The 24,695-nt window shown below is 68.0% G+C and carries 20 protein-coding genes; 5 read left to right on the forward strand and 15 right to left on the reverse strand.

Features of this window, described 5'->3' with window-relative positions; translation table 11 throughout:
• Positions 1-3 precede the first annotated feature (3 nt).
• From msrQ to AC1RLW_RS29420, 5 genes are all read right to left on the reverse strand, one after another.
• A complete protein-coding gene (msrQ, locus tag AC1RLW_RS29400; protein WP_493196133.1) occupies positions 4-657 on the reverse strand; it encodes a protein-methionine-sulfoxide reductase heme-binding subunit MsrQ in 654 nt (217 codons plus the stop codon).
• A 31-nt stretch (positions 658-688) separates the two neighbouring features.
• A complete protein-coding gene (msrP, locus tag AC1RLW_RS29405; RefSeq protein ID WP_159274009.1) occupies positions 689-1,702 on the reverse strand; it encodes a protein-methionine-sulfoxide reductase catalytic subunit MsrP in 1,014 nt (337 codons plus the stop codon).
• 116 nt (positions 1,703-1,818) lie between these two features.
• On the reverse strand, positions 1,819-3,138 hold the full coding sequence (gene ccsB, locus AC1RLW_RS29410) for a c-type cytochrome biogenesis protein CcsB (RefSeq protein ID WP_493196028.1): 1,320 nt from the start codon (positions 3,136-3,138) through the stop codon (positions 1,819-1,821).
• Positions 3,135-5,315 (reverse strand): cytochrome c biogenesis protein ResB, encoded by a 2,181-nt coding sequence (locus AC1RLW_RS29415; protein ID WP_493196029.1) that lies wholly within the window; start codon positions 5,313-5,315, stop codon positions 3,135-3,137. Before AC1RLW_RS29415 ends, ccsB begins: the two co-directional genes overlap by 4 nt.
• Before the next feature lie 121 nt (positions 5,316-5,436).
• Positions 5,437-6,108 carry a c-type cytochrome gene (locus AC1RLW_RS29420; RefSeq protein WP_095743749.1) on the reverse strand — a complete coding sequence of 224 codons (672 nt, stop codon included), beginning with the start codon at positions 6,106-6,108 and terminating at the stop codon, positions 5,437-5,439.
• Positions 6,109-6,179: 71 nt separating this feature from the next.
• Between AC1RLW_RS29420 and yihA the strand changes: the two genes are divergently transcribed.
• Positions 6,180-6,917: a ribosome biogenesis GTP-binding protein YihA/YsxC gene (gene yihA, locus AC1RLW_RS29425; protein ID WP_354347923.1), complete on the forward strand. Its 738-nt coding sequence runs from the start codon at positions 6,180-6,182 to the stop codon at positions 6,915-6,917.
• 90 nt (positions 6,918-7,007) lie between these two features.
• A complete protein-coding gene (locus AC1RLW_RS29430) occupies positions 7,008-7,922 on the forward strand; it encodes an alpha/beta fold hydrolase (protein WP_493196030.1) in 915 nt (304 codons plus the stop codon).
• Here AC1RLW_RS29430 and AC1RLW_RS29435 read toward each other — a convergent pair.
• Entirely contained in the window at positions 7,916-8,800 is an 885-nt protein-coding gene (locus tag AC1RLW_RS29435) for an LpxL/LpxP family acyltransferase (RefSeq protein WP_493196031.1), read from the reverse strand. The genes AC1RLW_RS29430 and AC1RLW_RS29435 overlap by 7 nt on opposite strands.
• Positions 8,797-9,696, reverse strand: a complete 900-nt coding sequence (locus AC1RLW_RS29440) for a lysophospholipid acyltransferase family protein (RefSeq protein ID WP_492686189.1) — start codon at positions 9,694-9,696, stop codon at positions 8,797-8,799. Before AC1RLW_RS29440 ends, AC1RLW_RS29435 begins: the two co-directional genes overlap by 4 nt.
• 232 nt (positions 9,697-9,928) lie before the next feature.
• Here AC1RLW_RS29440 and metK point away from each other — a divergent pair, with 232 nt between their 5' ends.
• Positions 9,929-11,113: a methionine adenosyltransferase gene (metK, locus tag AC1RLW_RS29445; protein WP_062471813.1), complete on the forward strand. Its 1,185-nt coding sequence runs from the start codon at positions 9,929-9,931 to the stop codon at positions 11,111-11,113.
• A 74-nt stretch (positions 11,114-11,187) separates the two neighbouring features.
• On the opposite strand, the gene AC1RLW_RS29450 is transcribed toward metK, so the two are convergent.
• The 4 genes from AC1RLW_RS29450 to AC1RLW_RS29465 are packed head-to-tail and all read right to left on the reverse strand — an operon-like array spanning position 11,188 to position 16,875.
• Positions 11,188-13,314, reverse strand: coding sequence for a TonB-dependent receptor domain-containing protein (locus AC1RLW_RS29450; protein ID WP_493196032.1), 2,127 nt, complete (start codon positions 13,312-13,314; stop codon positions 11,188-11,190).
• Between the two features lie 37 nt (positions 13,315-13,351).
• Positions 13,352-13,564 carry a hypothetical protein gene (locus AC1RLW_RS29455; protein ID WP_070059960.1) on the reverse strand — a complete coding sequence of 71 codons (213 nt, stop codon included), beginning with the start codon at positions 13,562-13,564 and terminating at the stop codon, positions 13,352-13,354.
• Positions 13,561-14,748: a PepSY-associated TM helix domain-containing protein gene (locus tag AC1RLW_RS29460; RefSeq protein WP_493196033.1), complete on the reverse strand. Its 1,188-nt coding sequence runs from the start codon at positions 14,746-14,748 to the stop codon at positions 13,561-13,563. Before AC1RLW_RS29460 ends, AC1RLW_RS29455 begins: the two co-directional genes overlap by 4 nt.
• Before the next feature lie 30 nt (positions 14,749-14,778).
• Positions 14,779-16,875 (reverse strand): TonB-dependent siderophore receptor, encoded by a 2,097-nt coding sequence (locus AC1RLW_RS29465; RefSeq protein WP_493196034.1) that lies wholly within the window; start codon positions 16,873-16,875, stop codon positions 14,779-14,781.
• Positions 16,876-17,049: 174 nt separating this feature from the next.
• Here AC1RLW_RS29465 and AC1RLW_RS29470 point away from each other — a divergent pair, with 174 nt between their 5' ends.
• Together AC1RLW_RS29470 and AC1RLW_RS29475 are read left to right on the forward strand one after the other, a co-directional pair.
• Positions 17,050-18,642: a phospholipase D family protein gene (locus AC1RLW_RS29470; protein WP_307695440.1), complete on the forward strand. Its 1,593-nt coding sequence runs from the start codon at positions 17,050-17,052 to the stop codon at positions 18,640-18,642.
• Positions 18,643-18,913: 271 nt separating this feature from the next.
• Positions 18,914-21,082, forward strand: coding sequence for a TonB-dependent receptor (locus AC1RLW_RS29475; RefSeq protein WP_493196035.1), 2,169 nt, complete (start codon positions 18,914-18,916; stop codon positions 21,080-21,082).
• Between the two features lie 7 nt (positions 21,083-21,089).
• Here the strand turns inward: AC1RLW_RS29475 and AC1RLW_RS29480 are convergent, their stop codons facing one another.
• The 4 genes from AC1RLW_RS29480 to AC1RLW_RS29495 are packed head-to-tail and all read right to left on the reverse strand — an operon-like array spanning position 21,090 to position 24,693.
• Positions 21,090-21,779 (reverse strand): amino acid ABC transporter permease, encoded by a 690-nt coding sequence (locus AC1RLW_RS29480; protein WP_159278447.1) that lies wholly within the window; start codon positions 21,777-21,779, stop codon positions 21,090-21,092.
• Positions 21,779-22,516, reverse strand: coding sequence for an amino acid ABC transporter permease (locus tag AC1RLW_RS29485; protein WP_493196036.1), 738 nt, complete (start codon positions 22,514-22,516; stop codon positions 21,779-21,781). Before AC1RLW_RS29485 ends, AC1RLW_RS29480 begins: the two co-directional genes overlap by 1 nt.
• A 55-nt stretch (positions 22,517-22,571) precedes the next feature.
• Positions 22,572-23,498 (reverse strand): transporter substrate-binding domain-containing protein, encoded by a 927-nt coding sequence (locus AC1RLW_RS29490; RefSeq protein ID WP_493196037.1) that lies wholly within the window; start codon positions 23,496-23,498, stop codon positions 22,572-22,574.
• Between the two features lie 22 nt (positions 23,499-23,520).
• Positions 23,521-24,693: a trans-sulfuration enzyme family protein gene (locus tag AC1RLW_RS29495; RefSeq protein WP_493196038.1), complete on the reverse strand. Its 1,173-nt coding sequence runs from the start codon at positions 24,691-24,693 to the stop codon at positions 23,521-23,523.
• Positions 24,694-24,695 lie beyond the last annotated feature (2 nt).

Here is a 24,695-nt window from a genome sequence, read left to right on the forward strand (position 1 = left end):
GTCTCAGCCGGTGCGCAGCGGCTTCTCGCTGCCGCGCACGGCCACTGCGGGCCTGGCCTGGCGCTTGCGCGCGAAATTCCAGACGCGCCACGCCAGCAGCACCCCGATGATCGCGGCGTAGACGAACACTTCGGCGAAGTTGTTCTTGCCCGCGCGCATCCAGAAGAAGTGCAGCAGCCCGAGCCCCGCGATCACGTAGACCAGCTTGTGCAGCAGCTGCCAGCGCTTGGCGCCCATCGCTTTGATCGCGCGATTGAACGACGTGGCCGCCAGCGGCGTCAGCAGCACGAAGGCCGAGAACCCCACCAGGATGAACGGCCGCTTGGCAATGTCCTTGGCGATCTCGCCCCATTCGAAGCCCATGTCGAACCAGCTGTAGCACAGCAGGTGCAGCACCACGTAGAAGTACGCGAACAGGCCCAGCATGCGGCGCAGCCGCGCCAGCGCGTTGAGCTTGGCGATCACGCGCACCGGCGTCACCGCCAGCACGATGCAGATGAAGCGCAGGGTCCAGTCGCCCGTCGCGCGGATCAGGAACTCGGCCGGGTTCGCGCCCAGCCCGTCGGTGAAGGCACCGAAGGCCAGCCGCGCGAACGGCAGCAGGCACAGCAGGAAGACGACCGGCTTGGTCGCCGGGTGCATGAGCAGCTTGTTCAGCATGGCGCAACGACTGGGCGGGCGCGCCCGCTCAGTAGTTCTTCTTCAGGTCCATGCCGGCGTAGAGCTGGCCGACCTGCGCCTCGTAGCCGTTGAACATCTCGGTCTTGCGCCGCTTCGCGAACAGGCCGCCGCCGTCGCCGATGCGGCGCTCGGTCGCCTGGCTCCAGCGCGGGTGGTCGACGGTCGGGTTCACGTTCGAATAGAAGCCGTACTCCTGCGCCGCCGCCTTGTTCCAGGCTGTGCTCGGCTCCTTCTCGACGAAGCGGATCTTGACGATCGACTTGGCCGACTTGAAGCCGTACTTCCATGGCACCACGAGCCGCACCGGCGCGCCGTTCTGGTTGGGCAGCACCTCGCCGTACATGCCGAAGGCCAGCAGCGTGAGCGGATGCATCGCCTCGTCCATGCGCAGGCCTTCGGTGTAGGGCCAGTCGAGCACGCGCGAGCCGACGAAGGGCATGGTCTTCGGGTCGGCCAGCGTCACGAACTCGACGAACTTGGCATTGCCCTGCGGCTCGACCTTCTTGATGAGCTCGGCCAGCGAATAGCCCACCCACGGGATCACCATCGACCAGCCCTCGACGCAGCGCAGGCGGTAGATGCGCTCTTCCTGCGCGCTGAGCTTGAGCAGGTCTTCGATGCCGTACTTGCCCGGCTTCTTGACCAGCCCCTCGACCTCCACGGTCCACGGCCGCGTCTTGAGGGTGCCGGCGTTCTTCACCGGATCGCCCTTGTCGACGCCGAACTCGTAGTAGTTGTTGTAGCTGCTCGCGTCCTTGTAGTCGGTGAGTTTTTCCATGGTCTGCGCACCCGGCACGGCCGATTTGGCGCCCGGCAGCAGGGCCAGCTTGTGCGGGCCGGTCGCCTGGGCGAAGGCCTCGCGCCCGGCGAAGGTGGCGAGCGCCGCACCCGCGGCACCGCCGGCCATCAGCTTGAGCAGGTCGCGTCGGCCTTCGTAGGCGGCGCGCGGCGTGATCTCGCTCGACAGCGGATGGTTGAAACCGTGGGTGTCGCGACGGTGCGAACGGGAAGGGAACGACATGGCAGGCCTTTCGCGTGAATCGTTGTGCTCAGGGTAGTTCGTGACATGCCCCGGTTTGGTTACGCGCCATGGCGGCGCGTGGTTTCAATTCTTCGCAAAAGGCGCCAGGCCTGCGCCTACAGCGTGCCGTAGCTGTGCAGCCCGCTCAGGAACATGTTCACGCCGAGGAAGGCGAAGGTGGTCACGGCCAGGCCGGCCAGCGCCCACCAGGCCGCCACGGTGCCGCGCAGGCCCTTCACGAGGCGCATGTGCAGCCAGGCCGCGTAGTTGAGCCAGACGATCAGCGCCCAGGTTTCCTTCGGGTCCCAGCTCCAGTAGCCGCCCCAGGCGTCGGCCGCCCACAGGGCGCCGAGCACGGTCGCGATGGTGAAGAAGGCAAAGCCGACGGTGATCGACTTGTACATGACGTCGTCGAGCACCTCGTTGGCCGGCAGGCGCGCCGCGATGCGCTTGCGCCCCAGTAGGATGCCCGCGGCGATCAGCGCCGAGATGCCAGCGTAGATCACCCAGTAGCTGCCGCCGGCTTCCTGCACGCGCTGGCGGAAGGCCACCGGCACGAAGCACAGCGCCACGCCCAAGAGCCAGATCGGCGTGAGCTTGTACCAGCAGGTCTCGCTCGCCTGTTCCTTGATGAGGTACGCAAACGCGACCATCGCCGCGAGCGCGAAGGTGCCGTAGCCGATGAAGTTGGCGGGCACGTGCAGCTTCATCCACCAGCTCTGCAGCGCGGGCACCAGCGGCTGGATCTCATGCGCCTCGCGCACGATCGTGTACCAGAGCAAAAAGCCCACCGCCGCGCTCACCACCAGCATCACGAAGGCACCCAGCGCGCGCGTGTTGTAGCGCTCTTCGAAGTACAGGTAGAACGCCGCCGTCAGCCAGCAGAACAGCACGAACACTTCGTACAGGTTGCTCACCGGGATGTGGCCGATGTCCGGGCCGAGCTGGTGGCTTTCGTACCAGCGCACCATGGTGCCGATCAGCGCCATCGTCACGGCCGCCCAGGCCAGGCGGGAGCCGATCAGGTCGAAGGTGTCGGCCTGCTGCTTGCCGGCGGCGAAGCCGATCCAGTAGAACAGCGTGCTCATGAAGAACAGCACGCTCATCCAGAGGATGGCCGACTGGCTCGACAGGAAGTACTTGAGCCAGAACACCGAATCGGCGCGCGCCAGATCGCCCTGGTAGGAACTGATGGCCAGCAGCGAGGCCGCGGCCACCACCAGCGTCAGCACCCGCAGCGGGCGCCAGAACCAGCAGATGCCGATGACCGAGACCAGCGCCGCCACGAGGATCGGCTTTTCGTAGCTGTCCATCGAGCCGGCGTGGCGCATGAAGGCGAACGCGCCGCCGGCCAGCACCAGCGCCGCGAACACCCAGTCGAACAGGTTGCGGCGGGAGAGCCAGCTTTCGTGGAGCGTGAGGGTCGTGGTGTTCATAGTGACGCCGGTTCTTCTTTCTTCAGGGCGAGCAACCTGTGCTTCAGGTGCTCGAATTCGCGATCGCTGTCCAGGGTCTTGCGGTTGACCGAGAACGCCATCGTGGCGACCGTTTCGCGGCCGTCGTTGTCTCCAGAGGCGCCGCCGCCGGGTGTCAGCCACACCCACAGGCGGCGCTCGCGCACGTACAGCATGGCAAAAATACCGACGATCAGCAACAGACACCCCAGATAGACGATGTTCTTGCCAGGGGCACGCGCCACCTGGAACACGCTGGCCTGCACCTGGGTGAAGTCGGTCATCATCATCGCGACCGGCGCCGGGTAGAAGTGCGCGTCGCTCAGGGCCAGCACGGCCTGCGTCAGGTAGCCCTGCGATTTCTCGTCGTTCGGCAGCGCGGCCAGGCCGGCACCTTCGCGGCTCAGGTTGAGCACCTCGAACAGCACGTCGTTGAGGATGCGCACCAGCACCGTGCCGGCGCGCTCGCGCTCGGCCTCGGGCACGTTGGCTTCCATGAATTCGGCAATCGCCTGCCAGCCGCCCTGCGACGCGGCGTCGGCCTTGGCGCGCTCGGCGCCCGAGAACAGCGCCAGCGCACGGGCGGCCGACACGCGCAGCTGCTCGGCCATTTCGGGACGCTTGGGGTCGGTCGCCTTGGCGATGTAGCGCTGGATGGCGCGCTCGCGCGTGGCGGGGTCGCCCAGCGCGGTGCGCATGCGCACGAAGCCGTCCATCGAGCCCTGCTCGTCGGCCGGCACGCGCAGGTAGCGGAACGGCTCCTCGGGCTTCTCGCGCATGCCCAGCAGGAACACCGGCTGGCCGTCGCCGGCGTCGACCGGCACCATGTAGTTCTGGTACTCGCGCGCCTGGCCGGCCGCGTCGCGCAGCTTGTAGCCGATGCTCGGGCCGATGTTGCGCAGCACCTTGGGCTTGTTGGTCTTGTTGGCGGCGCCCAGGCGCGACTCGATGCCGTGGCGCAGATCGACCTTGCGCACGTCGGCGCCGCTGCCCATCGCGCCGCCGTCGGCGAAGTTCTCGACGTTGATCACGCGCAGCGCGGCGTACTCGAGCGTGAGCTTGTCCTTGCCGTTGGTGATCTCGGTGCTCGGGCCGCCGATGATGCCCTCGACCTCGAAGGGCTTGGCCGCGGCCGCCATCGGCACCGCCTTGAGCTTCACCGTGGAGCCGCCGTCGTCGAAGCTCGACTGGTAGATCTCCACGCCCTTGTAGCTGGCCGGATGGTTCACCTCGATGCGCGCGGGCACCTGCTCGCCGCTCTCGCGGTCGTGCAGCACCACCTCGCTGGCGAACAGCTTGGGCATGCCGGTCGAGTAGTAGTCGACGATGAACTTCTTCAGCTCGATGGTGAACGGCAGCTCCTGCAGCAGCACGCCGTCGGCCTGGTTCAGGATGGCCACGTTGCCCCGCCCGCCCTCGGGCACGAGGATGTTGCCGCGGAAGGTCGGGTTGGCGGTCGACAGGCGGTGCTCGGGCGCCACGTCGGCGATCATGCCGCCGCCCGTGAACACGCTCTTGCCATTGAACCAGGTCTGGGCGCGCACCACGAGGTCGCCGTCGAGCAGGCCGCCGATGCACACCAGCACGATGGCGCCGTGGGCGGCGATGTAGCCCAGCTTGTGGGCACCGCCGGCGCGCGCCGCGACCATCCAGCCCGCTGCGGCCTTGCCGTCGGCGCTGGCGTTGCGCTGCTGCAGCTTGACCTTCCAGCCGCCGCTCACGAGCAGCTGGCCGATGCGGTTGGCCGCCATGTCGGGCGTTTCAGCCAGCCGGTTCTCGGCGCGCTGGCCGAAGGCCTTTAGGCTCTGCGCGCGGATGTCTTCCTTGAAGGTGCGCAGGTCGATCAGGATGCGCGGCGTGTTGCGCGCGACGCACAGCGACGTGCTGATCACCAGAAACAGCAGGATCAGCAGGAACCACCAGGCGCTGTAAACCGAGTCGAGCCGCGCCGTGCGGAACAGCTCGGCCCAGAAGGGCCCGAACTGGTTGATGTAGTTGTTGATCGGCTCATGCTGCTTGAGCACGGTGCCGATGATCGAGGCGATGCAGATGACCGTGAGCAGCGCGATCGCGAAGCGCATCGACGACAGCAGTTCCACCGCGGCGCGAAGCAGCTGCGGGCCGCGATGCACGCGAAGGCCATGGGTGGAAACGGTCATCGGGAGGGAACCAGGAAAGAGGAAAAAAACAAAAGGGCGGGCCATCCTCCTGGATCGGCCCGCCCTTTGTTTGGGATTTTTATCGGCGGTTAGTTCACGCTGGACAGCGCGACGGCGGAAATCAGCGCAGGCCGGCGATGTAGTCGGCCACGGCCTTGATTTCGCGGTCGTTGAGCTTGGCGGCCACGCCGTTCATGGGCGAGCTGTTCAGGCGGACGTTGTCGCGGAAGGCCACGAGCTGGGCCACGGTGTAGTCGGCGTGCTGGCCGCCCAGGCGCGGGTACTGGGCCGGGAGGCCGGCACCGTTCGGGCTGTGGCAGCCGGCGCAGGCGGGGATCTGGCGATCGCCGATGCCGCCGCGGTAGATCTTCTCGCCGAGGGCGACCGTGTCCTTCTCCTTCGAGAAGCCCGGCTTGATCTTCTTGGAGCCGACGAACCAGGCGATGTTGCGCATGTCTTCTTCGGACAGCGCCGAGGCCAGCGGCTTCATGATGGCGCTCTTGCGCTTGCCGGACTTGAAGTCCTGCAGCTGCTTGAGGATGTATTCGGGGTGTTGTTGCGCCAGCTTGGGGTTGGCTGCGATGGCCGAGTTGCCGTCCGCGTTGTGGCACGAAGCGCAGCTTTGGCTGTTGGCCGGCGTCGCATTGAACAGCGTGTCGCCCTTGGCGGGATCGGGCTTGGCCGGCTTGGCGGCTGCCGCTGCGGGGGCAGCTGCATGCTCATCGGCTGCAAAACTCGCGCTGGCTGCGACGCCCATGAGGGCTGCAAGCAGAATATTGGCAAACAACTTCATATCGGGGGCTTCGAATTTATGGCGCAAAACCCCGCGATTCTACAATGGCGCCCCGTTCCGAAAGCCCATTGATGACCTCCCCGCGCGCCAAGTCCGCCGCTTATCCTCCCCGCGCGGCCCCTGCCGTGGACCCGCAGGTCGCTGAACGCGAGCGCGTGGCCCTCGGTTGGCTGCACACCGCCCACTTCCTGACCAGCGCTCCGCAACTCGAGCACCTGCCCCCGGTCGACCTGCCCGAGATCGCCTTTGTCGGCCGATCCAACGCCGGCAAATCGACCGCCATCAACACCCTGACGCAGCAGACGCGCCTGGCCTTCGCCTCGAAGACGCCGGGCCGCACGCAGCACATCAACCTGTTCGGCATCGGCAAGCAGAAGGTCGACGACGCCGTGCTGGCCGACCTGCCCGGCTACGGCTACGCGGCCGTGCCGAAGGAAGCCAAGCTGCGCTGGCAGCGCGTGATGGGCAACTACCTCATGACGCGCGAAAGTCTGCGCGGGGTTGTCCTGATGTGCGATCCGCGCCACGGCATGACCGAGCTCGACGAGATCCTGCTCGACGTGATCCGTCCGCGCGTCGAGCAAGGCCTCAAATTCCTCGTGCTGCTGACCAAGTCCGACAAGCTCACCCGCACCGAAGCCGCCAAGGTGCTGTCGATTACGCGACTGAACGCCGGCGGCGGCGAGGTCAAACTGTTCTCGGCCCTGAAGAAGCAAGGGGTCGGCGAGGCGGCCGAGCTGCTGTGGCGTTGGGTGCACCCCGACGACGCCGCGCCAGCGCCCGCGCCACCACCGGCCGAAGACGCCTGATGCGCTAGAGGAACCGGCTGCATCGAGCGCCTCGCCTGCGAAGTTCACTATCAAAACAATAGCGACAGTCAACCCAAGGAGACACGAAGCATGATCGAGACCTTCCAACGCAGCCTGCCCAACGGCACCACCCTGAGTTGCCGCGCCGCCGGCAAGCCGGGCCAGCCGCTGATGGTGTTCCTGCACGGCTTTCCCGAGGCCGCGTTCATCTGGGACGAGCTGCTCGCCTACTTCTCGGACCCGGCCCACGGCGGCTACCGCTGCGTGGCGCCCAACCTGCGCGGTTTCGAGAAGTCCAGCGCGCCCACGGAAGTCGCCGACTACAAGGCCCACCTGCTGATCCAGGACATCCAGCAGCTCGTGGCCACCGAGAGCGCCGACGGCACCATGGCCGCGCTGGTGGCCCACGACTGGGGCGGCGCCTTCGCCTGGGGCTACGCCAACGCCTTCCCGCAGCAGGTCGGCAAGCTGGTCATCATCAATTCGCCGCACCCGGGCACCTTCACGCGCGAGCTGCGCAACAACCCGGCGCAGCAGCAGGCCAGCGCCTACATGCACTTCCTGGCGCGCCCCGACGCCGAAGCCCTGCTCGCGGCCGACGATTTCAAGCGCATGTGGCCCTTCTTCCTGCTGATGAAGGCCGGCCCGGACGGTTTCGGCTGGCTCACCGAAGAGGTGAAGCAGCAGTACCGCGAAGTCTGGAGCGCGGGCCTCACGGGCGCCTGCAACCTGTACCGCGTGACGCCGATGAAGCCGCCACTGCCGGGCCAGTCGATCGACAGCATTCCGGTGCTGCCGCGCGAACGCCTCACGGTGACCATGCCGACCTTCGTGTTCTGGGCGCTCGACGACGCGGCACTGCTGCCGGGCCTGCTCGAAGGGCTGGAAGACTACGTGCCGAAGCTTGAGGTCAAGAAGGTGCCGAACGCCACCCACTGGATCGTGCACGAGCAGCCGCAGCTGGTCGCGCGCGAGATCGAGGGCTTCCTCCAGCGCGCTCAGTAAATGGGTGGCTCGCCCTCAGGGCGGGTCTTGAAGCGCCGATGCACCCAGTAGTACTGGGACGGCATCGTGTCGATGTAGCCCTGCAGGCGCTCGTTCATGAGCGCCGTGTCGGCCTCGACGTCGTCGGTCGGGAAGTTCTGCCACGCCGGCAGGACCTGAATCTCGTAACCGCCCGGCGTGAGCTTGGCCACCACCGGCACCACCTTGGCCTTGCCCAGCCGCGCGAAGCGCGAGAGCGACGGCACGGTGGCCGCCTGCACGCCGTAGAAGGGCACGAAGATGGTCTGGTCGCGCCCGAAGTCCATGTCGGGCAGCAGGTACAGCAGGCCGCCCTTGCGCAGCCCCGAGAGGATGGGCTTGATGCCGTCCACCCGGTTGAGCGCCGCCACGTCGCCGAAGCGGGTGCGGCCTTCGCGGATCCAGGCATCGACCATCGGGTCGCGCTGGGTCGTGTAGATCGTGGCCGACGGGCGCGCCGTGTGCATGGTGAGCGCGGTGGCCGCGGCATCGAGGCCGTAGAAGTGCGGCGCGAACAGGATCATCGGCGCGTCGCCCTCGGCGATTTCGCGGATCTCCGAGGCAGAACCGACGATCTTCAGCCGGCTCTTCACCACCTGCTCTGGCGCATGCCAGAGCCAGCTGCGGTCCAGCCATGACTGCGCGACGAAGACGAAGGTCTCGCGCGCGATGGCGCGGCGCTCGGCCTCCGATTTTTCGGGGAAGCACAGGGCCAGGTTCCGGTCGACCACGCGCCGCCGCGGCACGGCGATGGTGTGCAGCAGGCGGCCGAGGACCCTGCTGAAGCCGCGCACGAGCGGCAGGGGCAGCGGGGCCAGCACCCGCATGAAGCCGATACCGAGTCGGGAACTGAGGCTCATGGCGCGGCCCCTCCCGCGGCATTGGCCACCACGGCGGGTTCGCCGCGCGGCTCCTTGTAGCGCGCGTAGTCCCACACGTACTGGCCGGGCAGGCTGTGGATCAGGCGGCCGATGCCGTCGTTCATGGCGGCTGCGGCGTCCTCGATGGAGGCCTCGGGGTCCGTGAGCGCGGTGCCGACGATCGGCTCGAAGCGGATCACGTAGCCCGCGCCGCGCGGCAGGCGCTCGCACACGCTGAGGAAGCAGGCGGCACCGGTCTGTTGGGCCAAACGGGGAAGCAGGGTCATGGTGTAGGCGGGGCGGCCGAGGAAAGGCGCCCACACGCCCTGCCCCAGCGGCGGCACCTGGTCGGGCAGGATGCCGGTGTAGCCGCCGCCGCGCAGCGTGCGGATCAGGCCGCGCACGCCGGTGTTGTTGGTCGGCAGGGTCTGCAGACCGGGCCGGTCGCGCGAACCCGCGGCGATCAGGTCGGCCATCCATTTCTTGCGCGCCGGACGGAACAGCGCGGTGATCGGCCCGAAGTCCGCGAGAAAGCGCTCGCCGATGGCCTGGCCGCACATCTCCCAGCTGCCCAGGTGCGGCGCCACGAGGATCACGCCCTTTTTCGCGCGCATCGCGGCCTCGAAGGCCTCGACGCCTTCCCAGCGCACCACGCGCGTCAGCACGCTCTCGCCCTGCGGGCGCAGCCACAGCCAGGGCAGCTCGGACGCCATGTGACCGGCGGCGGCGATGGCGGGACGGTACTGCGCGGGCGAGAAGCCGGCGCTCTCGGCGTTGGCCTTGAAGCGGCGGCGGTAATCCGGCGCGCACCACCAGACCAGCCATCCCAGCAAGGCGCCGAGCCGATGCATCAACGGCATCGGCACGCGGGCAAGCAGGCGGAACAGGGTGATCATTGAACGGGGAGGGGGAGAGAGTCAGGGAGGGTCAAAAGGCGGACGCGCGCGCATGGTATTGCGCGGCTCGAATAGAATGCAAATTGTCGCCGAGTTACGGAACAACTTGCAGGGCGACACCCACAAGCGCGAATGCGATTGTGTCCCGTCGATTCATCGACATCTGCTAAAGCGTTCGCCAGGGCTCCGCAGAGTTGGCAACGCGCCAATTGAACTTCAAGGAGTGACCACAGTGGCGAACGACTTTCTCTTTACTTCCGAATCGGTTTCCGAAGGCCATCCCGACAAGGTCGCGGACCAGATCTCGGACGCGATCCTCGACGCGATCTTCGAACAAGACCCCCGCAGCCGCGTCGCCGCCGAAACGCTGACCAACACCGGCCTCGTGGTGCTTGCCGGCGAGATCACGACCAACGCGCACGTCGACTACATCCAGGTCGCGCGCGACACCATCAAGCGCATCGGCTACGACAACACCGAGTACGGCATCGACTACAAGGGCTGCGCGGTGATGGTCTGCTACGACAAGCAGTCCAACGACATCGCCCAGGGCGTGGACCACGCCTCGGACGACCACCTGAACACCGGCGCCGGCGACCAGGGCCTGATGTTCGGCTACGCCTGCGACGAAACGCCCGAGCTGATGCCCGCGCCGATCTACTACGCGCACCGCCTCGTGGAGCGCCAGGCCCAGTTGCGCAAGGACGGCCGCCTGCCCTTCCTGCGCCCCGACGCCAAGAGCCAGGTCACGATGCGCTACGTGGACGGCAAGCCCCACAGCATCGACACCGTGGTGCTCTCCACGCAGCACAGCCCCGACCAGAGCGAAACGCCGACCAAGATGAAGGCCTCGTTCAACGAAGCCATCATCGAAGAGATCATCAAGCCCGTGCTGCCCAAGGAATGGCTGCAGAACACGCGCTACCTGATCAACCCGACCGGCCGCTTCGTCATCGGCGGCCCGCAGGGCGATTGCGGCCTCACCGGCCGCAAGATCATCGTCGACACCTACGGCGGCGCCTGCCCGCACGGCGGCGGTGCGTTCTCAGGCAAGGATCCGTCGAAGGTCGACCGCTCGGCCGCCTACGCCGCGCGCTACGTGGCCAAGAACATCGTGGCCGCCGGCCTGGCGCGCCAGTGCCAGATCCAGGTGGCGTACGCCATCGGCGTGGCCCAGCCGATGAACATCACGGTCTACACCGAAGGCACCGGCGTGATCCCCGACGAGAAGATCGCCGAGCTCGTGCGCGAGCACTTCGACCTGCGTCCGAAGGGCATCATCCAGATGCTCGACCTGCTGCGCCCGATCTACCAGAAGACCGCCGCCTACGGCCACTTCGGCCGCGAAGAGCCCGAGTTCACCTGGGAAGCCACGACGCAAGCGGCCGCACTGCGCGCTGCAGCCGGCCTCAAGTAAGCACTGCGAATACCGGGTCTCAAGGCCCGCCGTCCCCTCGGGGCGGCGGGCCTTTTCCTTTCATGGCGCGTTCTTCAGAAGCGGTACGCGCCGCTCAGGCCCACCGTCCAGTTGCGACCGGGCGCGGGCTCGTAGAAGCGCGCATTGCCTTCGTTGACGATGACCGAGCCCATGTAGCGGCGGTCGAACAGGTTGTCGACGCGCGCGAAGGCGTTGAAGTCCCAGCGCTCCCACTTCTTCAGGTAGCCGGCGTACAGCGCCGCCACGGCGTAGCCGTGCGCGCTCGCGGTGTTCAGGTCGCTGGCCTGGATGCGGCTCAGCGCGCGCATCTCGACGCCCGCGCGCCAGCCTTCGGACGGCACCCAGCCGAGCGAGGCGAAGAGCGACTGGCGCGCGATGCCCGGGATGCGGTTGCCCGCGTTCACGGCATTGCCGCCCGCGCAGGGCGACGGCGAGCAGAACGCATCGCGGTAGGTCGCGTCCAGCCAGGTGTAGGCGACCTGCGTGCGCCAGTGGTCGGCCGTCTCGTGCTGCCAGCCCAGCTCGAAGCCGTTGCGCCGCGTGCGCCCCGCGTTCTGGAAGGTGGCGCGACCGCCGCTGTTGGTGGCGGTGACGATCTCGTCGCGCGTGCGGGTGTGGAACAGCGCCGCCGTCAGCAGGCCGCCGCCCAGCCGCGCCTTCGCGCCCACTTCGAGGCTGTCGTTCACCGAAGGCCGCAGCCCGAAGTTGAGCCCGCTGGCACCGCCCGGGCGGTACGACAGCTCGTTGAGCGTCGGCGTCTCGAAGCCCCGGCCGACCGAGCCGTACACCGTGAGATCGGGCGTGGCCTGGTAGCGCAGCGAGGCCACGGGCAGGGTCTTGCTGTAGCTCGCGCTGCCGCTGTCGTTGCGGTTGGCACCGGCTATGTACAGGTCGTGCGAATCGAAGTGCACGCGGCTACGGCGCACGCCGGCCTCGAGCGTCCAGCGCTCGGCGAAGCGCCAGGCCGCCTGGGCATAGGGGTCGAGGTTCCAGACCTCGTTGCGCTCGTTGCGGCGCAGGCGCCCCTGCATACCCAGCAGGGGCGCGGCCACTGGGCCCAGGTAGTTCTCGTAGCCACGGCGGCGCTCGCGCAGGCTGTCGTAGCCCAGGCCCGCCACGAGGTCGAAGGGCCGGTCGGCCAGCTGCAGCGCGGCGGTCCAGCGCAGGTCGACGCCGCCGTACTGGCGCGAGAGGTCGATCACGCCGCCCGCGTGCAGCGGACTCTGCTCCGCCGACGGCGGGATCGACTGGAACTGCACCGTCTTGCGCTCGCCGCCATAGACCATGAACTGCAGCGCCTGCTCGGCATTGAGGCGCCGCTCGTAGCGCAGGCCGACCTGCGTCTGCTCGACCGTCTTGCGCGTGTCGTACTGCAGCGCCAGCGGCGCCTTGCGCGGTGCCTGCTCGACCTGCTCGGCCGTCAGGCCCAGCGGGTCTTGCGCCTCGATGCGCACGCTGTTGAACACCAGCGTGAGCTTGTCGCCGTTGTCCAGCGCGATGCCCAGCTTGCCGTTCGCGATGTTGCGCCGCGCGGCACTCTGCTCGCGCCAGCCGTCGGTGCGAAAGTGGCTCGCGCCGAGCAGGTAGTCGACCGCGCCCTGCGAGCCGCTGAGCTGCAGCGACTGGCGCCAGCTGCCGAAGCTGCCGCCCGCCAGCGCATACGACAGGCGCGGTGCGCCCTCCCCCGAGGCCGTGAACGCCTGCACCACGCCGCCCGACGAATTGCCGTACAGCGCCGAGAACGGCCCGCGCAGCACCTCGACGCGATCGACCGAGCCGATGTCGATGTTCGAGGTCTGCCCCTGCCCGTCGGGCAAGGTGGCCGGGATGCCGTCGACGTACAGGCGCACGCCGCGCACGCCGAAGGTCGAGCGCGCGCCGAAGCCGCGCACCGACAGCTGCAGGTCCTGCGCGTAGTTCATGCGGTTCTGCACCTGCAGGCCGGGCACGGCGCCCAGGCTCTCGGACAGGTTGACCTGCATCCGGCTGTCGCGCATCTCGTCGCCATCGACGCGGTCGACCGAGCCGGGCACGAGGAACGGAGACAGCGTGCCGCGCGGCGTCGAAACGGTGACATCGCGCAGCGTGCCAGCCGGCGACGTGGCGGGTTGCTGGCCGTGCACGGCCAGCGGAGCGCCCAGGATCAGGAGGCGAAGCGGGTAGGAGAGTGCGGCATTCATCGGCACCGATTCTGCGTCGGTGCCCTGCCCCTTTCGCCTAGCGCGAACCCGTGCGCGGCGACCGGCGCCAGCCGTACCAGGCGCACACGAGCACCGGAATGCCCAGGCCCACCCAGGCCACCATGTCGCCGAGGCCGCCGTCACTGAACAGCGCGGTGATGAGGCCGACGGTGGTCATCACCCCCAGCGCGATCGGCCAGCCCCACATGCGCCAGAAGGACTGGTGCGGTGCCTTGTGGTGCGTCGTCATGCCTGCACCTTCATGGCCGGTGCCGGGTCAGGCTGCGGGCCCGATACCGTGGCGGGCGCCGCAGTCGTCGTGGTCGTCCGTGCCGGCACGGTGTTGCCGCGCTTGAGCCACAGGTACAGCCCGCTGCCCAGCACGATGATGGTCGCGATGTCCAGCAGCGCCCACAGGATCTGCATCGGCATGCCGCCGTAGTCGCCGAAGTGCAGCGGCTGCGACACCAGCAGGCCCGTGAGGTACCACGGCATCTTCGGCGCCGCCGTGACCTCCGCCGTCTTGGCATCGACCAGCACCGGCTGCAGCAGCTTCGAGGTGAAGGGCTCGTTGCCGCGCAGGAAGAAGGTCGTGTGGTGCGGGCTCGAGAACGAGGTGCCCGGGAAGGCGATGAACGACAGCTTCATGCCGGGCGCCTTCTGCATCGCGCCTTCCATCGAGCGCTGCAGCGAGCCGCGCTCGGCCACCGGCACCACCGGCTCGTTCTTGTAGGGCGCGAGCAGCGTGCTCAGCTGGTCGTACTGCCAGTACTTGATGATCAGGTCGGCCCAAGTGTTGATCATGCCGGTCGAACCCACCACGAACAGCCACACCAGCGTGACGATGCCCAGCAGGTTGTGCAGGTCGAGCCACTTCAGGCGCGGACGCTTCTCGCGTCGCACCGTGCCGAAGTCGAGCTTGCGCATGAACGGCGAATACAGCACCACGCCCGAGACGATGGCCACCAGCAGCAGCAGCCCCATGAAGCCCAGGAACAGCTTGCCCGGCAGCCCGGCGAACAGGTCGACGTGCAGCTTGAACATGACGTACATGAAGCCCTGGCTGAACTCCGGCTGCGCCAGCACGACGCCGGTGCGCGCATCGACCGCCACCGACTTGAAGTCTTCGGTGGGTTCGGGCGTGGGCGTGAGCGTGACGAACCACAGGCCGTCGTCGTCCTCGGGCTGCGAGACGAACTGCACCACGCGGTCGGGGTGCTTGGCGCGGCCGATCTCGACCACCTTGTCCAGGCTGATGCGCGGCGTGTTGGCCGGCATCTTCGGCGCCTCGACCTCGGTGCCCAGCAGGTGGCCGATCTCGTGGTGGAAGATCAGCGGCAGGCCGGTGATGCACAGCAGCAGCATGAACACCGTGCAGACAAGGCTGCTCCACTTGTGCACCCAGGCCCAGGTCTTGATCTTTCGGCTGTCCATGTCGTCGTGCGTCGTTGGGTGGGGAAAAGGCTAGAAGCGGTAGGTGGCGCTCGCCACGATGTTGCGTCGCGCACCGTACCAGCAGTCACCGCGCGACAGGCAGGTGCTGAAGTACACCTTGTCCGTCACGTTGTTGATGTTGAGCGCATAGCGCCACTGGGCCGTATCGTAAGCAAACACCAGGTCGGCCAGCGCCACACCGGGGATGCGCGGGCCGGCGCCGAACTGGGTGTCGCGGAACGAGCTCATCACGCGCACGCCGGCGCCGGCCGAGAAGCCGCTCATGCCGGCCACCGAGAACCTGTACTTGGCCCAGAAGCTGGCCTGGTGCTTGGGCAGGCCTTCGATCTGCGCGTCGGCGTCGGTGTAGTTGTAGTGGGCGATCAGGTCGAGGTTCGCACCCACCGAGCCCTTGGCTTCCAGCTCCACACCCTTGGTCTTGGTCAGGCCGCGCTGCGAGAACACCTTCGGCTGCTCTTCGACGATCTGGTTCTTCTCGCGCAGGTCGTACACCGCGGCGCTGAAGGCCATGGCGCGGTTCTTCGGCTCGTACTTCAGGCCCGCTTCCCACTGCTCGCCGCGCAGCGGCGAGAAGATGCGGCCTTCGCGCGGCGACTGCGGCGTGAACGACTCGCTGTAGCTCAGGTACGGCGACCAGCCCGAAGGATGGGCGTACATCACGCCCAGTCGCTTGGTGGTGGCGCTGCTCTTTTGCTCGTCGCTGCCGGCGGCGCTGGACACGGCGCGGTCATGGCGCAGGCCGGCCACGAAGATCCAGTTGTCGAGCTTGATCTGGTCCTGCAGGTACAGGCCGGTCTGGCGCTGGCGGGTGCGCGGACGCGCCACGCGCTCGGGTTCGTCCACGTGGCCGTACACCGGCGCATAGAGGTCGATGGTGTCCGCGGTGGTGCCGCCCCAGACGTTCTCGCGCTGACGCGCGAAGTCCGCGCCCACGAGCAGCGTGTGCTGGAGCGCGCCGGTCTGGAAGTGGCCCTCGACGTGGTTGTCCAGGGTCTGCGTGCGGTTGCGCGTCAGCTGGCTGTCGAAGTAGCGGGGGAACACGCGCTTGAAGATCGGGTCGGTCGACCAGCTGTCGAAGCCGCTGAACGCACCGCCGTAGTGGTAGCGGTTGTCGTTTTCGTTCTTCGCGTAGCGGAAGTTCTGGCGCACGGTCCAGCTGTCGTTGAACTTGTGCTCGAACTGCCAGCCGAAGGTCTGGCGCTCGCTGTTGTAGTAGTCGCCGGCCTCGCCGATGAAGCGGCTGGCCGGCACGCGGCCGTTCGGGTTCGGCAGCAAGGTGCCTTCCCACGGGAGGAACTGCGAGCTGCTGCCGCTCTTGTCCTTCTGCCACAGGCCCTGCAACGTGAGCGAGGTCGCCGCGTTGGGGCGCCAGGTGAGCGAGGGCGCGATCACGCTGCGGTCGTCGGGCACGTTGTCCACCTGCGAATCGGACTTGCGCTGCAATGCGACCAACCGGTACGACAGCGAGCCGTCGGCGTTCAGCGGACCGGTCAGGTCGGCCTGCACCTGCTTGCGGCCGAAGCTGCCGAACTGCACGCCCACCTCGCGCTGGGCCTCCTGCAGCGGCCGCTTGCTGACCATGTTGACCACGCCCGCCGCGGTGCCCGCGCCGAACAGCATGCCCGAGGGGCCGCGCAGCACTTCGAGGCGCTCCAGCGTGTAGGGCTCGGTGCGCGTGGTGCTGGTGTAGTAGCCGTAGGCCTGGCGCAGGCCATCGAGGTAGATGTCGGGATAGGCGCCGCGCACGCGGATCGAGTCGGTGCGCGAATCGACACCGTAGGCGTCGGAGCGCACGCCCGCCGCGTAGTTGAGGGCGTCCTGCAGGTTGTTGGCGCCCTGGTCGACCATCTGGTCGCGCGTGATCACGGTGACGGACTGCGGCGTTTCCGACAGCGGCGTGTCGGTCTTGGTGGCGGTAACGGCGTTCTTCGCGCGGTAGCCGATCACGGGCGAGGTGGCGGTTTCGGCTTCGGCGTTCGCATCGACGCGCACTTCAGGCAGCGAGCCGGTGCCGCCCGTTTGCGCCAGAACGTGCTGCTGCGCGTAGATCGCCAGGCAGCCCGCCAGCACCGAAGCGGCTCTGCGCCGCGCCCTCATTCTTGCCATGTTTTTATTGCTCATTGAACACTATTGATAACAATTCGCATTCTATTGTCAAGAAAGTCGCGGTCCACGGGTTTTCCAGCACACAGGGGCGAAGCGTTGCAAAACCGCCGCGGTCGCCGTCGCGCGCCGGGCTACGATGCCGCCCGCACGCCCTTGCGTGCGCTGACAGGCCCCATGCTCAAGCTCCTCGCCTCGTTGTTTCCCGCGCTGCGCGGCCCGGCGCTGGTGCTGGCCGTGCTGGTGCTCACCGGCTGCGCCGGCCTGCCGCCGCGCCTGCCCGATGGGCCGCCCTCGATCGCCATTCCGGCTTCGGCCGCCACCCCGCTCGGCCATGCCGCCGCCAGCCTCGATTCGCCGCCCGACGGCCTGTCGAGCATGCGGCCGCTGATCGAGGCCTCGTTCGCGCTCGATGCGCGGCTGGAGCTCATCCGCCGCGCCCGGGCCTCGCTCGACGTGCAGACCTACCAGCTCGGCAACGACAAGACCGGCCGCCTGCTGCTGCGCGAACTGCGCGATGCCGCCCGGCGCGGCGTGCGCGTGCGCCTGCTGCTCGACGACTTCTACACCGCCGGCATGGACCGCTTGCTGCTCGGGCTGGCCGCCGAGCCCAACGCGCAGGTGCGGCTGTTCAACCCCTTCGTGAACGCACGCGACCATTCGTCGCTGCGCTGGCTGGAATTCTTCGGCGATTTCCGGCGGCTCAACCACCGCATGCACAACAAGCTGTTCATCGCCGACGGCGCCATGGCCATCGCCGGCGGGCGCAACCTCGCGGACGAGTACTTCCTGCGCAGCGAGAGCGCCAACTTCATCGACTTCGAACTGCTGCTGGCCGGCCCGGTGGTGCCGCAGTCGGCCGGGATCTTCGACACCTACTGGAACAGCGACGTGGTCTACCCGCTGCAGCGCATGGCCGGCACGACGCTCACGCCCGACGAACTCAAGGCCGCCTTCGACGCCGCGACCTCGCCGGCCTTCGCGCCGCTGCCCGACCCGCTGGCCGCCACCGACCTGCTGGGCGACCTGCCGCTGGGCGCGCAGCTGGACAACATCGGCGAGACGCGCTGGATCCGCGCCGAGGCCGCCGCCACCGCCGACAGCCCGAACAAGGCCCTGGGCACGATGGCGCGTCCGCAGGAGTCGCTGGCGCAGCGCTTCCACGAGATGCTGGGCGCCGCGAAGTCGAACGTGGTGGTGATCTCGCCCTACTTCATTCCCGGCGACGAGGGCATGGAGCGCATCCGCATGGGCCGCGACCACGGCCTGAGCATCACCGTGGTCACCAACTCGCTGGCCGACAGCGACGAGCCGCTGGTGAACATCAACTACAACCGCTACCGCGTCGACATGCTCAAGCTCGGCGTGAACCTGTACGAGGTGAGCACGCAGCAGCTCAAGCGCAGCGGCCAGTTCCGCAGCCTGCTCAAGAAGGCGCGCGGTCGCCTGCACGCCAAGCTGGCGCTGGTCGACCGCCAATGGGTGCTGCTGGGCTCGATGAACCTCGACCCGCGCTCGGCCCTGCTGAACACCGAGTTCGGCGTGCGCGTGCGCAGCTTCGAGCTGACGCAGGCGCTGCTCTTCGCCTACCAGCTGGACGACATGGAAGGCGTGTACCGCGTCGTGCTCAAGCCCGACGGCCAGAACGTGCAATGGATCGGCACCGGCGACGTGCACAACGAGGTGCTCGACAGCGAGCCCGACTCCAGCATGCTCACGCGCCTGCAGCTGCTGCTGTTCTCGTGGTTCGTGCCGACCGACCAGCTGTGAGCCGCGAGCGGGCGGCCCCGCGTCGCATCCTCGCCACAAATGCAAACGCCTCGCATTTAGCTCTTTAGAATTCAGCCCGCCGCGTCCAGCGGCCGTCATGGCGTCCCGCCACGGAGCTTCTTCCGTCCGCGCTGCGCCATTGCCTCACCCAGACATTTCCAGTTCAAGGCAGGGCACGACAACGCCCTTCGTCTCTCGCGACGAAGGGCGTTGTCGCGTACGGCTGCGCCTGCGCGGCGCCGCCCTCCAAGAACAAGCACAACCGGACAACATGAAGCCCTCCTCCCGCACCGCCACCCCCTCGCGCCCGCTGTGGCCCCTTTCGCTGCTGGCCGGCACCGCCCTCGCGTCGCTGTCGGGCATGGCGCTGGCGCAGACCGCCGCCACGACGCTGAAGGAAGTCACCGTCAGCGCCGAGGACGACAAGGGCTACGCCCCCGCCGCCGCCAGCACCGCCACCAAGGGCAGCGCGCCGCTGCGCGACGTGCCGCAGGCCGTCAACGTGCTGCCCGAACAGCTGCTGCGCGACCAGGGCGCCGTGTCGATGCAGGACGCCCTGCGCAACGTGCCGGGCGTGAGCTTCAACCACGGCGACGGCCAGCGCGACCAGGTCGTGATCCGCGGCTTCAGCGGCATCTCCGACTGGTTCGTGGACGGCGTGCGCGACGACGCGCTGTACTTCCGCGACCTCTCGGACACCGAGCGCATCGAAGTGCTCAAGGGCCCGGCCGCCGTGCTCTACGGCCGCGGCTCCTCGGGCGGCCTGATCAACCGCGTGACCAAGAAGCCCGTGTTCGAGCGCCGCTTCGGCGAGGTCTCGCTGGGCCTGGGCAGCCACCACTACACGCGCAGCACGATCGACCTGAACACGCCCATCGGCGAGAACATGGCTTTTCGCCTGAACGTGGCGGGCGAGCAGTCGGACAGCTACCGCGACCAGCAGTTCACCGACCGCCACAACATCGCGCCTTCGCTCGCGATCAAGTTCAGCCCGCAGACCGACCTGCTGCTGCAGTACACCAACCTGCGCGACCAGCGCCTCACCGACTTCGGCATTCCGGCGCTCAACGGCCGCCCGGTCGACGTGCCCATCGGCGCCTACTACGGCTCGGCGCACGGCAAGCGCGACGACACCGTGACCAGCAAGGTGCAGACCTTCACCGCCACGCTGAACCATCGCTTCAGCGACGCGCTGAGCCTGCGCAACACCACGCGCTATTCGAGCTACCACCTGGACCGCAACAACACGCTGCCCAGCGGCACCACCGACCCGGTGCGCCTGACGGTGGGCCGCACGCGCGGCATCGTCGACCGCGACGAGAGCGGCTGGTTCAACCAGACCGACCTGACCTGGCGCAACGACCTGGGCGGCTTCAAGCAGGAGTGGCTGGTCGGTGCCGAGTTCGGCGTGCAGCGCAAGCGCCTTTTCAGCGTGTCTTCCGCCACAGGAGCGCAGCGCGTGAACCTGTTCAGCCCGGTGGCGGACCCGCTGCCGATCCCGCTGGCCACCTACCTCGCCGACGGCGCGATCCCGAGCAACAGCGAGTTCAAGACCGCGGCCGTGTACTTCCAGGACCAGATCACGCTGGCGCCGCACTGGAAGGCGCTGATCGGCGGGCGCTACGACGTGTTCAAGCAGGACACCAGTTTCGAGCGCAAGCTCGCGCCGCTGGAACGCACCGACCGCAAGTTCAGCCCGCGCGCCGGCGTGGTGTGGCAGCCCGACACGGTGCAGTCGTACTACGTGTCGTACAGCCGCTCGTTCCAGCCCTCGGGTGAGAACTTCGCGCTGTCCACCGGCAACATCGACAACGCGCCAGAGATCACCGTCAACAAGGAAATCGGCGCCAAGTTCGATCTGCTCGACGGTGGCCTGAACCTCACGACCGCGCTGTTCAACCTGGAACGCTCGGGCATCAAGAACACCGACCCGAACAACCCGCGCCGCCAGATCAACGTCGGCACGCAGCGCACCAACGGCCTGGAGCTCGCGCTCAACGGCCGCCTGCCGGGCCGCTGGGACGTGAGTGCGGGCTATGCCTACCTCGACGCGAAGATGACCAAGTCGCTCGCCACCGTGAGTTCGCTGCAGCTGCCCGTGGGCGCCGCGATCCCGGTGCAGGGCAAGACCGCCGCGCTCACGCCGCGCCACTCGGCCTTCGTGTGGGCCATGAAGGACCTGGGCCACGGCTTCAGCGCCGGCGGCGGCCTGAACTACGTCAGCGCGCGCTATGCCTCGCTGAGCAACCTCGTCACGCTGCCCTCGTACCTGACCGCCGACCTCGCGGCCAACTACAAGACCGAGCGCTACGAGATCGCGCTGAACCTGAAGAACATCGCGAACCGCAAGTACTACGTGTCGGCCCACGGCAGCGTGGACAACCTGATCCTGCCGGGACCGGGGCGCGAAGTGCAGCTGACGCTGCGCGCGAAGTTCTGAGAAGGCCTCAGGTCGCCGCCGCCACCTTGCGCCGTTGCAGCCACGTGACCCACCAGGCGCCCGCCGTACACAGCACCAGGTAGACGACGGCGACCAGGATGTAGACCTCGACCACGCGCCCGTCGCGTTGTCCCACCTTGCTGGCGGCGCCGAGAAAGTCGTTCAGGCTGATCACGTAGACCAGCGAGGTGTCCTTGAGCAGCGCGATGGTCTGGTTGATGAGCGAGGGCGTCATGTTGCGAAAGGCCTGCGGCAGGATCACGTGCCGCATCGCCTGCCCCGGCGACATCCCCAGCGACTGCGCCGCCTGCATCTGGCCGGCGCGCACGCTGCCGATGCCGGCGCGGATGATCTCGCAGTAGTAGGCGGACTCCGCGAGCACGAACGCCACGAGCGCGGCGTAGATCGGCCCGACGCCGAGGTTCGGGTCGCCGGTCACGGCGCGCAGCACCACCGGCATCAGGAAGTAGATCCACAGGATCGTGAGGATCAGCGGGATCGAGCGGAACAGGTTCACGTACCCCGCCACGAGCGCCGCCACCGGCCGCGGCGCGAAGATCCGCGTGATCGCCAGCAAGGTTCCCAGGCCGATGCCCGCGGCCATGGAGGCCGCCACCAGCAAGGCGGTCATCTGCAGGCCCTGCAGCAGGTAGGGCCAGGCGCGCTGCAGGGCGACCCAATCGAAGTCGTAGCCCATCACGCGGCGCCCAGCAGCCCGGGCACGCGCACCCGATGTTCGATGCGGCGCATCAGCACGATCACGCCGTAGGTGATCGCCATGTAGATGAGCGTCGCCACGATGAAGGCCTCGAAGGGATGGGCGCTGAACTCGCTGAGCTGGCGCGTCTGCCCGGTGAGCTCCATGAGCCCGATCGTCAGCGCGACGGCCGAGTTCTTGAACACGTTCAGGAAGTCCGAGGTCAGCGGCGGGATGACGATGCGCAGGGCCTGCGGCAGGACCACGTAGCGGTAGGCCGCCACGGTTCCCAGGCCCATCGCCATGGCCGCCTGCTTCTGGCTGCGCGGCACCGACTCGATGCCCGCGCGCACCTGCTCGGCCGCCTTCGCCGCCGTGTAGAGCGTGAGGCCCACCAGCACGGTGAGGAACTGGTTCGCGGTCGGGTTCATCTGCTTGATCGCATGGCCCCAGGCGGTCGGCAACAGCTCGGGCACCACGAAGTACCAGAGAAACAGCTGCACCAGCAGCGGCGTGTTGCGAAAGCAGTGGATGTACACCGCCGACAGCGTGCGCGCCGTCCGGTGGGGCAGCGTGCGGGCCACGCCGGCGATCAGGCCCAGGCCCAATGCCAGCGTCCAGGCCAGCAGCGACAGCGCGACCGTCCACAGCAACCCGCGCACCAGCATCAGGCCGTATAGGCCCTCCCCCGTGACCGAGGGTTTGAAGAAGATCAACCAATCCCAGGTGTAGTGCATCGCGAAAGGTGCCGGCAGGCGGTTCGGTTCGTGAAGGGGTGGCCGCGCCCGCGCCTTACAGCGGCTGGTCGCTCGGATGGCGCACGAGGTCCTGCATGTCGGGCGACATCGGGAAGTTGACCGTCACGCTGCCCTTCACCGCGATGGGCTTGAGGAAGTACTTCTCGTACAGCGCGGTGAACTCGCCCGATCGCATCATCCCGGTGATCACGCCGTCGACGAGCTTCTTGAACGCCGCGTCGCCCTTGCGCAGCATGCAGCCATAAGCTTCCTTCTGCTGCGGCACGCCGACCACCTCCCAGTCCGCCGGGTTCCTGGCGCGGGCGATGTTGCTGAACAGAATGATGTCGTCCTGCGTCGCGGCCACCGCGCGCCCCGTCTCCACGGTCAGGAAGTTCTCGTTGATGTCCTTGGCCAGGATGATCTGGATGCCCCACTTGTTCTTCTCGTTGAGCTGCCGCAGCATGCGCTCCGCCGTGGTGCCCGCGCTGACCACGACGTTCTTGCCCACGAGGTCGGCCCAGTGCTTGATGCCCGAGTTCTTGCGCACCAGCAGCCGCGCGCCCACGACGAAGAAGGTCGTCGAGAACGACACCTGGTTCTGCCGCTCGGCGTTGTTGGTGGTCGAGCTGCACTCCAGGTCGACGGTCTGGTTGGCCACCAGCGGGATGCGCGTCTGCGGCGTGACTTCCAGGGTCTTGACCTCCAGCCGGGCGAGCTGCAGGTCCTTCTTCACCTGGGCGACCACGCGCTGCGAGACTTCCCAGGCGAAGCCGGCCTGCTTGTTGTGGTCGTCCAGGTAGTTGAACGGGATCGAGGCGCCGCGCGTGGCCACGGTGATCGCCCCGGTGTCCTTGATCTTCTTGAGCGTGCCGTCCAGCGGCGGCGCGGTCTGCGCGGCAACGCTTGCGCACAGCGCGAGGCCGGCCATGGCGAGGAAGGAACGGGTCGACGCGGCGTGAAGGGTCGGCTTGAGGGTCATCGCGGGCTCCAGGTGTCGGGGATCAGAGATCGAAACGCGTGGCGCAGGCGTCCAGCGCGCCCAGCAGCTCGTCGCGCAGGGCCTGGGGGTCGTCCAGGCCGATCGACAGGCGGATGACCGGCCCTTCGACGTCGCAGAAATTGCGCCTGGCGAGTTCTTCCGCCGGGTAGAAGGCCGCGATGCTGCGCACGCCGCCCCAGCTGGCGCCGATGGCAAAGCGCTTCAGGCCTGCGAACAGCGTCCGGTAGGCGTCGTAGGGGCAGTCCACGAGCTGCAGCGACATCACGCAGCCGGGCTGCGCGAAATCGCGCGCCCACAGCGCATGGTCCGGCGCGCCGGGCAGCGCCGGAAAGAGCATGCGGCGCACGAGGCGGTGCGCGGCGAGTTGCCCGGCGATCAGGCGCGCGCTGGCGGCCTGGCGCTCCATGCGCACCTGCATCGTGTCCAGGCCCCGGGCCACCAGGAAGCAGTCCTCCGGGCTCACGGCCAGACCCATCAGCGACTGCAGGCCGCGCAAGGAGCGGTACAGGCCTTCGTCCTGGGTGGTGACGCTGCCCATCAGCACGTCCGAATGCCCGCCCATGTACTTGGTGCATGCGTGAATGCACAGGTCGACGCCGTGCGCCAGCGCGGCAAAGCCCAGCGGGCTGGCCCAGGTGTTGTCGATGGCGGTCAGCACGCCACGGGCGCGCGCCACGGCGGTGATCGCCGGCACGTCCTCCACCTCCATCGTCACCGTGCCGGGCGACTCCAGCCAGATGAGCCGCGTGTTCGGGCGCACGAGGCGCTCGATGCCCGCGCCGATGCGCGGCGCGTAGAACTCGACCTCGATGCCCAGCGCCTGCAGCCGTTCGACGGCGAAGGACTTGGCCAGGCCGTAGGCGGCATCGGTCATCAACAGGTGGTCGCCCTTCTGGAGCAGTGCGAGCAGCACGCCGCAGATGGCCGCCTGTCCGGAAGGAAAGACGATGCCGTGGGCGGCGCCGTCCAGCTCGGCGATGCGCGCCTCCAGGGCACGCTGCGTCGGCGTGCCCGTCGTGCCGTAGCTGAAGCCGTCCGGCAGGCGGGTGCGGCGATGCACGAAATCGTCGAGCGAGTCGAAGACGACCGTGGAGGCGCGCCACACCGGCGGCGCCAGGCTGGCGAAGGCGGCGTCTGCAGAGGACGTGCCGGGATGGGAAATGGATGGGTTCACGG

The sequence above is a fragment of the Variovorax sp. GW822-FHT04A09 genome (assembly GCF_058801005.1).